Here is a 13,437-nt window from a genome sequence, read left to right as displayed (position 1 = left end):
GACTGGCGTAATTTAATGACGGCGGCGGGAAGCGCTCGGCTGCAAGCTGCACATGTTCAGTGAGGCATCGTTCAATAGCACAGCATATAACACCATGTGATATGCCTAACAAGAAGGTAAATAAATCAAAAACATCTGTTCGTTGGCAGCTCCAATAAGCATTGCGGTTTTTTTTGCTAATATTGAACACAACTCGCCGAGAAGCCACTGAGGGCTGGCATTTCCCCCTCCCCGAGATGTCGATCACCCATTAAACCCCAGGTTCATGTTCTCCCGATTTCCTTTCCTCACCTTTCCGCTTCACTCGTTTACCGAAGTTTTAGCTAAGCTCCCACCGGAATCGGGTACCCGGCTTCGGCAGCACCTCAAAAATGCTACCTATTCAATTCGCCTTGTGAGGTATTGGTGGGCTGGCCAAGCCTTGGCCAAGGAATCTCGCCGTTTGGGTCGCCCGCTTACAGTGGTGGATGTCGGATGCGAACGAGGTTGGTTGAAACATTTCACTCCGGAAGGAGTCGTTGATCGCTGGATAGGTCTGGATTGGAACCCACGGCAGGAGCTGATTGCCTTGGCCATGTATGATGAAGTTCACCATGCCAATTTTGATATGCCATTGCCGCTGCCTTCAGCAGTCGCTGACGCTGTCGTTTGTTTGCACGTATTTGAACATCTACCTCGTCCTGGAGCGACGATTGTAGAGATAAGCAGATTGCTTGGCCCCGGAGGCATTTTTCTTGGAGGCTCACCTACCATGCCCGGCTGGCTTGCCGGATTGCGTGAAAAATATTTCAGGAACAGACTTAGCCGTGGATTGGTTGCGTTTGGTGGGCACATTACCGTTCTATCTCCACAGCGGTGGAAAAACTTGGCCTCAGACGCTGGGCTGACTCCCGAATTCATTACAGGAAGCCACCTTGTCCGTTACACTGGCAGTAAGCTGGAAAATTATCGCTGGTGGTTGAGGCTCAACCAAATTTGGGGAGCCCTTTTGCCTTCACTAGGATCTGAGGTCTATATTCAGGCACGTCGCACTCCAGCTTGGGCAAGCCAAACGGATCGACTGTCGTCACAAGATCCGCATTGGCGTGGTCTCTGGGTTGGACTTGGTTTGGCGAGCGTAGCCGCAATAGCGGCGATTTTTATGTTTTTATCAGGTCATCGAGGAGATGACAGTCACATACAGTCTTTGACCGCTTGGCTAGATGCGCATCAAAAGGGGACCGATATTTTTGTGATTGGCGATTCAGTGATTCATCAAAGATTGGCAGACCGACAGGACACGCTACAAGCTTCCAATCAAAAGGAGCTTGTGGACTTTATGCATAAGCATCCAGGGGCACATCTGCTGCTTTCCATGCAGTCGGCGTTGGAACTCATCCAATCAGATGAACCCGCCCTATGGAAAGTGGATTCTCATTTGGATCTCGATCATCACGATTATCTTCTGCTACGTTTTAACGACAGTGGAACGGCCTTGCCAGAATACCTTCTCGGGCACCAATGAGAAACTGCAACGAACTTGGACGTATAACAAAGGCCATCACTTGGTCCGATTATTGGGCTACACTCCGTTCCATGGGCGGAGTGGCTCTCAAATAAACTCTGTGAACAGCGTAAAGCATTTCTTTTCAAATATCCATCCGCGTGCAACACCATTAAATATATTCAGCCGTGGAAGAAGATGGCGAGGGCTTCACTAAGGGCAAGGTAGAGCTCCCAGTAGCAGTTTTAGGCGCAGGGACGGAGATAACTAGAACGGTACGGAAACCGTCGACGGTGCCTCGGCCATCATAAAGGGACTACATCCCGTGAAAATGAACTCTGCTTCGTAGCGCCAAATGCCACCCCTAGTCTCCTTGTTTGATGGTTTTTGATTGAACCAGTCCTGTATTCATTCCCTTGCCTTACGCTCCACATCATAGAGCCAAACCGATTGGGCTGAAAGCTCACGACTAGCGCTGTGGTCGGCTATCCATCATCGTAGCTATTGATATAGTCCGTATCGGCACAAGATGTGGATCTTTGGCTTTTCCTTCTTTCTGGCTTAGCCAGCCGCAAAAAGCCCGGGCATCATCTCCCCTCACTCGGACCACGGGATAGTCCTGGGGGCACTGTGTAATAGTATAGTCATGATGAAGCTGATTTTGCCCTTTCCCTTGCGCCTTGTTGGTTGCTTGAACAAATATCGCATAATCTTCAAATCCTGTCTCATGAATGCAGAACAACACGTCTGCTCCTTTATCGAGATGAACTTCATAACCGAGGCTGTTAGTCGAGAGGACAATCCTTGGTGGCCTTAGCGGGCCTTTGCTAAAGGTGGGAAACCGGCGATCCGCACAGCCTCATCCTCTGGCAAGCCATCAAGTTCCAGGACTTCAATGTCGCGGAATGGAATACTGCTGTGGATGGTCATCACACCGGACGTGTATTCATCATCTGTAGCGATATAGATGGCTTCTCCGTTGACTCTGCCGATGAGATGATTGCCGACAGCGACGAGTTCGAGGGTGAAGTCATCACCTAGACGTTGGGTCCGGTTTTCTGGCAAAAGGGCTTTGGCGCTGGGCATGCCATTGGGAGAGCTCGTTTTTAGAAGTTTGGCAAAATTCTGACCCGGGTCTTTCTTCAGGGCATAACTCACGTCGGAAGAACGGATGCGAACGGAGGCAAACTGTTCCAGATCGGGTTCGGTTTTGAAGCGCGCACGGATGCCGCCGTTGCGAATCTTGGCCCATGATGGATAAAGGATGTCCGTCATCTTGGGATCACCCGAAGCTGCTTTTCTCGGGCTGATCCATCCGTCTGGGCGCAAGCGTCCGTCAGGAATGTCTTCAGAGTTAGGGTAAACTTGCCGCCATTGGCCTTTGATGACAGGTGTGCTATTCGCACTCGCAGTCTGGGGAAGCTGTTTGGCAGTGGCAGGCGGCAAACCGGCGATCCGCGCAGCCTCATCCTCTGGCAAACCGTCGAGTTCCAGGACTTCAATGTCGCGGAAGGGCATGTTGCTGTAGATGGACATGATGCCGGACGTGAATTCATCATCTGTGGCGGTGCATAGGACCTCACCGTTGACTCTGCCAATTAGGCGGTTGCCGACGGCGATGACTTCGAGCGTAAAGTCACCCTTTAGACGGTAGGGTTGGTTTTCCGGTGAAAGGAGTTTGGAACTGTTTACATCTCCGGAAAGGCGGTTTTTCAGAAGTTTGGCAAAGCTCTGACCGGGATCCTTCTTCAGGGTATAACTAACTTCATCGGAAGAACGGATGCGAATGGAAGCATACTCTCCCTGGGCGGCTTCCGTTTTGAAGCGTACACGAAATCCGCCGTTGCGGATATGGGTCCACAGCGGGTGAAAATTAGTATTACCGGAAGCTGTCTTTGGGTTGATCCAACCATCGGGCCTCAAGCGTCCGTCAGGGATGTCTTCAGGGGTGGGGAAAACCTTCCGCCACTGGCCTTTGACGGCAGATATCACACCCGCGCCGGTAGCCTTCTCTTGTGGTTCAGGAACTGCGGCTGCTGTAACAGGCAAACCAACAATTCGCAAAGCCTCATCCTCTGGCAGGCCGTCGAGATCGAGGAATTCAACATCCCGAAAAGGAAGACTGCTGAAAATGCTCCTGCTGCCAGGCGTGTACTCATCATCGGTGGCGATGTAGGTGATTTGGCCATTGATTTTGCCAATGAGTCGCTTGCCGACGACAATGAGTTCTAGGACGAATTCACCCCTTAAAGGCTGGGTGTCGCGTTCCGTGGGTGCAATGTTGTAGGATCTGCTTTCACCATTCGCAAGGCGGCTGCTTTTGAGAAGTATAGCGACACTCTGATCGGGGTTTTTCTTCAGTGAGTAAGTCAGTTGCTCCGCATTGAAAGTGTTGACACAAACAGAGGCAAATGGTTCCAAGACAGCAGCTTCGCTTTTGAAGCGCGCGCGGACTCCGCCGTTGCGAATTTTCACCGATGACGGGAAAAGCGGATCACCTCCTTTGGAATTATTCGAACCTGCTGCTTTAGGGCTCATCCAACCATCAGGTCTCAAGCGTCCGTCAGGGATGTCTTCAGGGGTGGGATAAACCTTCCTCCACTGGCCTTTGACAGCAGGTACAGATGTTACATTCGCAGCTTGGTCGAACGGTTTGACATACCATGCCGCCCCCCCCAAACCTGCTATAAGCAGCATCACCGCCACCCCCGATAGCCAGAGCCTTTCCTTCCGCGCCACTACCTGGGGCTGTGCTTGCCGTGGAGGTTGTTGGCGGCTGAATTCGGACCGCTTCGGACGTGCCTCTGAGGGCAACAAGGCTGCCGCAGACGGCTGGGCTCCCGGCTGTAGCACCTCCGCTTTCACCACTGGCTGTGTGACGATGTGATCCAACTCATGCCTCAGGTCTGACATTTGCTGGTATCGCTGGTTACGATCATTCCGTAACGCCTGCGCAATGATATCGTCATACCTCGGGTCTAAGCCAGACACCTGTAGGCTGGGCATTTCAAACATACCCTGAGGCAGCTTTCCGGTAAGCATCTGGTAAAGCATCACTCCCACTGCATAGATGTCTACCCGGTGGTCCAGCGCCACGCCTAACACCAGAGCCTCGGGTGCCATATAATGCAGTGTTCCCATGGCCATGCCGCTCTGGGTGAGTCCGGTCTGTGCCCCCTTTGTCATCTTTGCCAAGCCGAAGTCAGCCACCTTCACACTACCATCATAACCGACCATGATGTTGGCAGGCTTGATGTCGCGGTGGATGATCCCCCGGTTGTGAGCATAGGCCAGAGCATCACAAACATGACAGGTGATGGCCATAGCATGATCCGTATGCAACCGTTTGCTGGCTGAAATCATCTTCTGCACATCTGTGCCCTCGACGAATTCCATCACGATGTAGAGCAACCCTGAGGTGGTTTCGCCAAAGTCATAGACATTGACGATGCCAGGATGGTTTAACTTAGCCATGGAGCGGGCCTCATTCTTGAATCGTTCGATGAACCCTTGGTCCGTATCTCCAAGATCTGCCGAGAGAATCTTGATGGCCACTAGCCGGTCGAGGCTGATCTGTCGGCCCATATAAACGGCTCCCATGCCGCCGCGGCCTAACAACAGGGTAACCTCATACTGCGGCAAGAGCTTTTGCAATTCCTCAACAGAGGGCGTCTCCCACCCAGCGCTAGGAGGCTGGGCAACTGGTTCAGTCGGGTGAGATCCGGAGTCGCTGTCAAAGAAGGCACGTCCCAAGGCACTGAGATTTTCGTCATTACTTTCACCGAAAGTGGATGATGTTTCAGGCATGGGAGCGGGAGAGTTGATCGTTTTTTTAATTGGCCGTTATTCCAGGCAGTATTACAAAGGACTCTAGACTAAAAAGAAACGATGAGCTTGGTTAATGCCGAACACGCCGATTTTTTCCCTACGACGAGGTGGAGCCATGTGGTTCGGGCGTGTAGGGACGGCACTACAGGACAAGTGGCACTGAACGAATTGGGCCGCAAATACTGGCGCCCCATCTATACCTTCGTACGCAGCCGCGGATATTGTCTGCATGACGCAGAGGATCTGACACAAGCTTATTTCGAAGGTTTTTTTGAGCGTCGATATTTGGGACACGCGAACCCGACAAAGGGCCGCTTCCGGGCATTCCTCCTTCATGATCTCAAGTTCTTTCTTTCCAATGAGCGGGGGAAAGCCGATGCTGCAAAACGGGGAGCGAAGGTATTCTTTGTGCCAATGGATACGTCCGAAGTTGAGTCGAGGCTGGATACCTGCGATTTGGCCGACAGTAACGCTGACGCTTACTTCGACCGAGAATGGGCTTTGGAGATGGTGCGACATGCCCGCAATGAACTTGCGGGTAATTTTCTGGAGCAAGGGAAAGCCGCTCTCTTCAACGTGCTGCAACGAGGGCTCACTGAGATTCCCACAGAAGAGATTTACCAAGAGTGGAGTCGCGACCTCGGAATGTCTTCCGGAGCACTTAAGGTGGCGCTGCACCGGTTGCGCAATAGCTTCCGGAAAGCGCTGGAAAGCCAAGTTCGAGAGACTGTGGACACTGAGGAAGATGTGCGAGCAGAGATGAAGCACTTGCGCGGAGCCCTGAGTCAGTCCCACAGGGAGCTGGGTGATTGAAGAGGGCGGGAAAATCATGACAGCTCCTCAGAAACGACATGGGCCACTAAGGATTTTAATACATCTAGTTAATCCATCCGATGCCTTATCTTGTAAATTTTAGATAGGGCCAGATCTCTTGAAACCATTGCCCCGTCCGTTAGCTCACAAGCAACTCGGTGGTCAAATCCGAAGGTCTCACTGCAGCCAATCCGACCAACTGCTTTGGGACAAAAATACACAATGAGTTACCTGGGCTTCTTGCCATCTGGAACGAAAGTGAATGCAGCCTTTCCTGCACCTCCTGGAGACAGGCTCAGTATTTCTGCTGTTGTCTCGCTACGCAGGATAATGAGACGAGGATCCCCACCACCTTTAGTGGCAATTTCCCCTTGGTCGTTAACCTCCCAATCGAAGGTAACGATACCGTTCCAGCATTGCCGCGTCCCTTTTCCACCAGCGTCAAACCACCAAACATCCCTACTGCCATTACTACCACCTTTTACCTCCCACAATGCCCGGGTGATGGTCTTCCTGATTTGAGATTTCTCGGCGGGGGTCACCATTCTGTTTTGCGCTTCTGAGGGCACCTTGCCGTCTGGAACAAGAGTGATCTCGGTCTTCCGATGGCCACCCACGGTTTGGAGGATGAGCATTTCTCCTGCTGTCTCGCTATGAAGGGTGATGAGACGAGGGTCTCCGCCACCCTTGGTGGCAATTTTTCCCTGTTCGTTGACTTCCCAGCCGAAGGTGGTGAGACCTTGAGAACTTTGCCGCGTTCCCCTTCCACCAGCATCAAACTGCCAAAACTCCCGAGCACCTTTCACTTCCCACAAGGTCCGGCTGATCGTCTTCCTAAGTTGAGATTTCTCAGTGGGAGTTGCCTTCTTTCCTTGTGTGACCGCAGGCACATTTCGGGGTTCGTCAGCAGCATAGAGTGCTGATGAATATCCAATGAAGAGTATGATGAGAGGGGCTAGGAAGTTCATTTTTGTCTGACGTCATGAGAGCGTCAGACGGGACTAGGGAAATTGGAGAGCGCGATTACAGAAAAATGCATTGCCTCGAACTTTTCGGCAATTTGTCGATGTCTAGCCTGCCTTGCCGTTCTTTGGGGGCTGGGCGTTCTTAACTCAGCTATGCAAAAGACGTATGCGGGTCATTGCGACCATGTCGCTTGACGGTTGATGCTGTTCTCACAGTAGGTGAAGTGAACTCACTTCTTTCCTTTATCGTGGAGGTCAGGTGGCTCGGGTGGTAGGGCGGTAATGATGGGGGCTTTATTTCGGGTGATGGCATTGCCGATGATGTATCCCTCAATGTCTGAAGTGGGCACCATCCACTTGTCAGTCCCTGAGCCCTGGATAAAAACCTCACCGTTCACCAACACTTTCCAGGTGACTCTGGGGCGTTCACTATCAGGCAGGTAACGGATGCCGAGGCCATCTTTGAAAAAGTAATAACCGTCCTGCCTGTCTTGCTTGTAAGTCCAATAGCGATCAATGATCCGCGATTCGATGATCTTAAGTTGTGCTCGGCTTAACCTGCCTCCGGGCTCACCTGGAGTGAAGGCCTTGGCTGCATTTTCACCTTGGAATGGAGATGACTTCGGCTCAACAACAGAGACATTAAGCGTCTCCAGTTCTTTTCTGACCGCCACAGCCTCGTCCAGTTTTCCTGCCTTCGTCTGCTTGTCGAGAAGCTTACGAAGCTCCGCAGTGTAAGTTGCTTCCAGCGGTTTCGTGGCCCTCTCCACAGCATCCTGATAACGCTGCCGTAATTGAATCAACTCTTCATCCGCCGCAGAGAGCAAAAACGCCAGCCCGAGAAAGAACCAAACAACGGAGATTGTCATGAGGCTTTTGCCTGAGCGAACGACATCACCGCCATTTTTCATGGAGGCTTGAGGGATGGCTAAACGAGTGTCTTTCATGTTTAACGTCAAGGCGTCGAAGGAAATAAGGAAGTCCAGGCACGCGATTACAGAAAAATTCACCTATCGTAAATTTGGCCATATCTGCATTAATGGCACAATATCTGAAGCAACTTCATCACCCTCTTGATACAGTAATCTCGTCTGGGTTTGCCTTATCGCCTGCCTTTCTCCAGCATCAACTCGGCGATCTTCCGCAGGCTGTTGTCTCCAAGGTGAGCAAAGGGCGGCATCTGTGGTAATTCAGGACGTTTTTTGCCGGGAGATTTAGCCCAGGTGACGATGCCATCGGGGTTACCCGCATAGATTTGGGCGATCTCGGTAAGCGGCGGGCCAACGAGCTTGATGTCCGGAGCATGGCAGGCGGCGCAGTTCATGAAGAGCTGCTCTGCATTCGGCTCCACAGATTTTGGTATTGTGGCTTGCGTCTTATTGAACGCTGCTAGCGCAGCATGGTAGGTCTCAGTACGCTCTTTGATGTCCGCTTTGTGTCCCGCTAGCGCGGCCTCACGATACACATGTCGCCCACTGCCCATACCGAGTACGACAATGGAAAAAAGCACCCCGATGAGCCAGTAATGGCAGCCGATGCTTGCATCATCGCGTCTCAACTCGGCAAAGAGCAGCAGCAGGGTGAATAAACCCATTGCGGCCCCACTGAAAATGATGACATAGAGTTGAGTCGTGATGCCAACAGAAGGCAAGGTGAAGAGCAGCAGCGGCCCGAGTACGAACTGAGTGAGTGTGACGCTGGCGCACAGCTTATAAAAGAAGCGACGCAGCTCGGGACGTGTAAAGCCATACAGGTGTGTGAGATCAGCATTTTTTCGCCCGAACCATCCCGCTAGGAACAAGCCCGTCATGGCAAGGCTCGCAGCCATGAAGTGCAGGTAACGCGGCAATACGTTGCCGATGCTTAAACTAGAGAAAAAGCCTCTCACCTTGTCCCACTCGCTGGGGAAGAGCATGAGGTTCACATTCGCCAAAAAGATTAGCGGGATGAAAAGGAACAGCAAGGCCGCGCCCAGACCTGTGAACTGATGTAGCATCTTCCAACCGTTCGCCGACCACGCCTCCCACTTGTATTTATGCAGGTAGGTGAGCAGAAAGGCGATAGTGACTAGAGGTACGATGAGCAGCCAGGCATGGCCAGTGAGAGCATTCGCCGAATACCACTGCATAGTGTAAAGCAAATTGATGCATAGAAGCGGGCCGATACCCATCACGATGGCGAGGCTTTTGTTCACGGTGATCGTCTGAGCGATCTCATGTGCGAGGGCATCCCAACGTTTGTCTTTGAGTCCCAGCCACTCGAGCACCACCACGATTAGCGAACCGCCAACCATGAGGTTCACAAACAGGATATGAACGAGAAAAAAGATCACGAGGCAAGCCACTAACACCCACTCCGGCACGGGCAGCGGCAGAGGGAGATCACGCGGGATAGGTGTAGCGGCGAGAAAGGTAGGCATAGCAGGCAAATCAGGGGGTGGAGTTGGCATTGGCAGTCATTGCTGGTCTCCAGCAGTGGGAGCGACGACGATCCCGGCGCTTTGCGCACCTTGGAGACTCTCGGGATTCTCTTTCAGTTGCTGGATGTAGGCGACGAGCGCTTCTGCCTCCCTGTCGTTGCCGGGGAACGGTGGCATGAAGGTGCGAGTTTGGTGCATGCCTTTGATGAAGAGGACCATGCCAGCGGTGTCCCACGGCTTGCCCGCGCCATACATGGCGGTGAACTTTTCGATCATGCCATTCAGCCCCGTGGTACTGTGGCAGCGTGAGCAAGCTAGCATAAAGATGTCCTGCCCTGCCTCGACTTTATTCGCGTCGGTCACGTCATGATGTCTCACATAGGTGGCGTGTTTGAGGAGGCCCTCGCTTTGCAGGAAAGCCAACTCGTCTTTGTGAACACCGTTGGAATACATATATTCACCGATCACCCACGGCTTGCGCATGAACTCACGCGCCCGCTCAAAGTGTCCGAGCAGCCAGATGCCCAGGAAACTAGGGATGAGCAGTGCCCAACGCGGCACCATGAAGCTATTGCCCAGGCCGCCAATACCCACCACGAGGAAGGCGATGATAGTCCATCCAAGCAAACTCTGGAACTGCCCATGCCAGTTCATGAACTCTTGTGTCAGCAGCGCCACTGAGCTATTGGCCTTCATGGTATCCGGGACGGCGTTCCAATACCAAGTGCCAAAGAGAAAAGTGCCCAGCAGGCTCACCAACACAACATGTGACAGGCGATAGACGATCCAATGTCGCAGGCGCGTGCCTTCCCCCCAATGGGGGCCTTTGTTTCGGGTAAAAAAGAAGGACGCAAACCACAAGAACACCGCGCCTGTCATGAATGCGAAGCAGGTTCGGAAGCCGAGTTGTGGCGCATAGAGCGGGTTCGTCATGGCGTCCCAAAAAGCTCGTGTCTGATTCCACTCACCCGGCTTCATCATGAAGCCCAGGACGGCCACGATGAGGGCCATTGTGATCCACGACATGATGCTGAGCGCGACACCAACTTTGATATGCTTGCGCTTCTTCTCAGGCGTGTCTGCTTTTTTCCAGGTGAGGAACCACCACATGATGAGCGCGACTTCCGAGATGAAAACCAGCCACTCCATGAACCAGCCCCAGAAGAAAACACGCAGCAGCGAGCCGATAGCAAACGGCGCAAATAGCGAAGTGGAAAGCCAGATGCCCACACCCGTCATTGCGCCTACGGTGGTCGTCACAATGAAGACAATGAAGGTAATGCGGTAGGCCAGATGGTCCACGTCTGGCCGGTTGTGCTTGTGTGCCCACCATTCCATCCACGCCAATAGCGGATACGCGCCGACGGCCAGCGGATGATTAATGAGCACATGTACGCTTGCGATGAGACCGATGATGAGTCGTCCACCAGCGAGATGATCCATGTAAAACGTGGGGAAGTCCATGACGTAAAAGACTTCGCATATCGTGGGGGTTTGGGAATGTGGCAGAGTGCCGCACCAGTTACTTCGTCTGTCAATCAGAGCGCGCTCACCCCACAGGTGGCATCTTCCCGAGCTTGCGTTGGAGGGTGCGGCGGTCGATGCCCAGCGCCTCTGCAGCGTGGGAGATGTTTCCTCTGCAATCGTGTAGCACGCGCTGGATGTGCTCCCACTCAAGACGGGCCAGACTTGGCGTATCATTGGCAGCGGGACGAGGCGAGGTTGCAGCCCTACCTTGCAGAGCGGCGAGCACTTGATCGGCGCTCGCAGGCTTCAGCAAGTAGTCGTCCGCACCAAGTCGGACTGCTTTGAGAGCGCCAGGAATACTGCCGTATCCCGTGAGAACGATCAGACGTGCTCTTGGTTGCCTTTGGCGCAGCGCAGAGATCAAGCTCATACCATCCACGCCTCCCAGCCGCATATCCAACACGATGCCATTGATGTCTGCGGCTTCCACAAGGCTTAGTGCCTCATATTTGCCAGCGGCTTGCAACACATCACAGCCGCGACGCCTTAATGCGAGGGCTAGCGTGGCACGAAAGCCTTCATCATCTTCAATGAGGAGCACATTCATGTCTTAGCGGAGTTGTGTTGAGGCAAGATGAGCGATACTCGCGCACCGCCTCCGGCCCGATTTTCGACTTCCACGCTACCGTTCATCGAAGCAGCAAGCCGACGCACGAAAAATAGCCCCAACCCCATACCGTTGACTGGGTCACGCGTGGTGCGGAAAGGTTCGCCCCAATGACGTAGTATCTCATCGTCGAATCCCGCTCCTCGATCCTCGATCACAAAGCGCAGAGAGCCACCCTGCTCATGAACGCGGAACTGCACGATCGACTGATCCACAGAGGCCATCAGCGCATTGCGCAACAGGACGAGCAAGGCCTCACGCAGCCCCGCGCAGGCCACAACTGCCGAGCACGCTTTCAAATCAACCATCACACGCGTCCGTTGCATTTCAGGAAGTTCCGCAAGAGCCTCGTTCACAATGCCTGCGACAGCAAAAGGCTGCGCTGAGCTTCCAGTTGCCTCCTGGCCCAGTTCACGAAGGCGTTGTAGCACTTTCTGACAGCGCTCCGCCTCTCGAACGATGATAGCCGCAGTCTCCGCGTCAGGATGCGCATGCATCTCCGCAGCAGCGAGTGTGATGGTGCCGAGCGGGGTGCCCAGCTCATGCGCAAAGCCCGTAGCCAAAACCGCCAGGGAAAGGAACCGCTCCCGAGCTTCGAGTTCCGAGCGCAACCGTTCGCGCTCCATTTGTAGTCGATGTGAACGTCGACGCAGCGACAGCAGCAGCGTCAGCACAAAAGCACCGGCGAGGACCAGCGCCACGAGGAAGCCCTGGATAAGCATTTCGTCTGGCAACTGCGAGCCATTAGCCAAACGTAGCGGCACCGCATGATGCCATAACCATAAGAACGCGACCGTCACAAGCACTCCCAACCCAATCACGGCCGAGTTCCTCAGAGCCACAGCTGCCAAGGTGATCTGCACCAAATAGAACAACGCGAAGGGATTTTGTAGGCCACCCGTCCAGTGCAACAGAAATGTCAGCGTAAGTACATCCCATAGCAGGATGTGAAAGAAACCTTCTCGCAACTCCCACTGGATCTGACGCAGCCACCACTCCAGCAGCACATTGACCACCAAAGTGAGCGCTACAGCGATGCCACACTGAATCCATGGCACTTCCACACCAATCCACCAAACGAAGAGTACAGTGATGGTTTGACCAGTTGCTGCCAGCCAGCGCAGCAGCATTAACACACGCGCCGAAAGCGCCCCACCTACCCATACCTCGCTGAGCCCCAGCCAGCGCTGCCACCGTGGCTGGGGTGGCAGGACTGAATGTGTGACTCGGTGAATCATGTCTGCACTGTGCTCCAGCACGCCCTACTGTCCAACAAGTGCGGCGATTTGCCGCAGTGACTAAGGCATGCCGACATCTTCATATAATCCCGCACAATATGAAGACCGCATTTCTCTCCGCTATCATCATGGGATTCATCGCCCCCTCGCTCATCGCTCAGGTGCCTGCCGCATCCTACGCCCTCTGTGCGGCGTGCCATGGGCCAGATGGCAAGGGTATCGGTGCCGGCACTCCTGTGCCCATGGCACCAGCACTCGGCGGGTCCAAACTAGTCGCTTCTGGTGATGGTGAACTATTTGCCTCCATTGTCTTCACCGGTATAGCCAAAGAAGATGCCAAGTTTCTCGGTATGATGGCGCCGCTTGGTGCCGTGATGAAGGATGAGGATCTCGCCGACATGCTCACCTATGTGCGGAGCAACTTCGGAAACACCGCCTCACCCGTCACCGTCAGCCAGGTCAAGGCCTGGCGTGAAAAATACAATGGTAAACCCATGCAAAAGCGGACCGACCTGGAAAAGCAAGCCACCACAGGAGTTGCCGCCAAACCATAAGCC

10 protein-coding genes are annotated in these 13,437 nt (G+C 53.6%); 3 read left to right on the top strand and 7 right to left on the bottom strand.

Going from position 1 to position 13,437, the window contains the following annotated elements:
* The first annotated feature begins 265 nt into the window (after positions 1-265).
* Positions 266-1,504: a class I SAM-dependent methyltransferase gene (locus tag B5D61_RS17140; protein WP_078814655.1), complete on the top strand. Its 1,239-nt coding sequence runs from the start codon at positions 266-268 to the stop codon at positions 1,502-1,504.
* 792 nt (positions 1,505-2,296) lie between these two features.
* Here B5D61_RS17140 and B5D61_RS17135 read toward each other — a convergent pair.
* Positions 2,297-5,290 (bottom strand): serine/threonine-protein kinase, encoded by a 2,994-nt coding sequence (locus B5D61_RS17135; protein ID WP_078814654.1) that lies wholly within the window; start codon positions 5,288-5,290, stop codon positions 2,297-2,299.
* A gap of 174 nt (positions 5,291-5,464) precedes the next feature.
* On the opposite strand from B5D61_RS17135, the gene B5D61_RS17130 reads away from it, so the two are divergent.
* Positions 5,465-6,124 carry a sigma-70 RNA polymerase sigma factor region 4 domain-containing protein gene (locus tag B5D61_RS17130; protein ID WP_139373319.1) on the top strand — a complete coding sequence of 220 codons (660 nt, stop codon included), beginning with the start codon at positions 5,465-5,467 and terminating at the stop codon, positions 6,122-6,124.
* Positions 6,125-6,351: 227 nt separating this feature from the next.
* Here B5D61_RS17130 and B5D61_RS17125 read toward each other — a convergent pair whose 3' ends face one another.
* The 6 genes from B5D61_RS17125 to B5D61_RS17100 all read right to left on the bottom strand — a co-directional run bounded on the left by B5D61_RS17125 (position 6,352) and on the right by B5D61_RS17100 (position 12,880).
* Complete coding sequence (locus tag B5D61_RS17125; RefSeq protein WP_078814652.1) at positions 6,352-7,092, bottom strand: hypothetical protein; 741 nt, start codon at positions 7,090-7,092, stop codon at positions 6,352-6,354.
* A 227-nt stretch (positions 7,093-7,319) separates the two neighbouring features.
* Positions 7,320-8,036, bottom strand: coding sequence for a hypothetical protein (locus B5D61_RS17120; RefSeq protein WP_078814651.1), 717 nt, complete (start codon positions 8,034-8,036; stop codon positions 7,320-7,322).
* Positions 8,037-8,191: 155 nt separating this feature from the next.
* Entirely contained in the window at positions 8,192-9,508 is a 1,317-nt protein-coding gene (locus B5D61_RS17115; RefSeq protein ID WP_078814650.1) for a c-type cytochrome, read from the bottom strand.
* A 36-nt stretch (positions 9,509-9,544) separates the two neighbouring features.
* The gene (locus B5D61_RS17110; protein ID WP_078814649.1) at positions 9,545-10,972 is read right to left on the bottom strand and encodes a c-type cytochrome; all 1,428 of its coding nucleotides are present in this window, start codon (positions 10,970-10,972) and stop codon (positions 9,545-9,547) included.
* 85 nt (positions 10,973-11,057) lie between these two features.
* Positions 11,058-11,582, bottom strand: coding sequence for a response regulator transcription factor (locus tag B5D61_RS17105; protein WP_078814648.1), 525 nt, complete (start codon positions 11,580-11,582; stop codon positions 11,058-11,060).
* Entirely contained in the window at positions 11,579-12,880 is a 1,302-nt protein-coding gene (locus B5D61_RS17100; RefSeq protein ID WP_139373318.1) for an ATP-binding protein, read from the bottom strand. Before B5D61_RS17100 ends, B5D61_RS17105 begins: the two co-directional genes overlap by 4 nt.
* 98 nt (positions 12,881-12,978) lie before the next feature.
* Between B5D61_RS17100 and B5D61_RS17095 the strand changes: the two genes are divergently transcribed.
* The gene (locus B5D61_RS17095) at positions 12,979-13,434 is read left to right on the top strand and encodes a c-type cytochrome (RefSeq protein WP_078814646.1); all 456 of its coding nucleotides are present in this window, start codon (positions 12,979-12,981) and stop codon (positions 13,432-13,434) included.
* Positions 13,435-13,437 lie beyond the last annotated feature (3 nt).

It is taken from the genome of Prosthecobacter debontii, from assembly GCF_900167535.1.
GTDB lineage: Bacteria > Verrucomicrobiota > Verrucomicrobiia > Verrucomicrobiales > Verrucomicrobiaceae > Prosthecobacter > Prosthecobacter debontii.
The sequence above is the reverse complement of the archived record's forward strand: the minus strand, read 5'-3'. Positions and strand labels throughout refer to the sequence as shown.

Excerpts from the sequence above, each read along its gene's own strand:
- B5D61_RS17135 (WP_078814654.1), bottom strand. The coding sequence starts at position 5,290 with ATGCCTGAAACATCATCCACTTTCGGTGAAAGTAATGACGAAAATCTC.
- B5D61_RS17110 (WP_078814649.1), bottom strand. The coding sequence starts at position 10,972 with ATGGACTTCCCCACGTTTTACATGGATCATCTCGCTGGTGGACGACTC.
- B5D61_RS17120 (WP_078814651.1), bottom strand. The coding sequence starts at position 8,036 with ATGAAAGACACTCGTTTAGCCATCCCTCAAGCCTCCATGAAAAATGGC.
- B5D61_RS17100 (WP_139373318.1), bottom strand. The coding sequence starts at position 12,880 with ATGATTCACCGAGTCACACATTCAGTCCTGCCACCCCAGCCACGGTGG.
- B5D61_RS17105 (WP_078814648.1), bottom strand. The coding sequence starts at position 11,582 with ATGAATGTGCTCCTCATTGAAGATGATGAAGGCTTTCGTGCCACGCTA.
- B5D61_RS17115 (WP_078814650.1), bottom strand. The coding sequence starts at position 9,508 with ATGCCTACCTTTCTCGCCGCTACACCTATCCCGCGTGATCTCCCTCTG.
- B5D61_RS17140 (WP_078814655.1), top strand. The coding sequence starts at position 266 with ATGTTCTCCCGATTTCCTTTCCTCACCTTTCCGCTTCACTCGTTTACC.
- B5D61_RS17095 (WP_078814646.1), top strand. The coding sequence starts at position 12,979 with ATGAAGACCGCATTTCTCTCCGCTATCATCATGGGATTCATCGCCCCC.
- B5D61_RS17125 (WP_078814652.1), bottom strand. The coding sequence starts at position 7,092 with ATGAACTTCCTAGCCCCTCTCATCATACTCTTCATTGGATATTCATCA.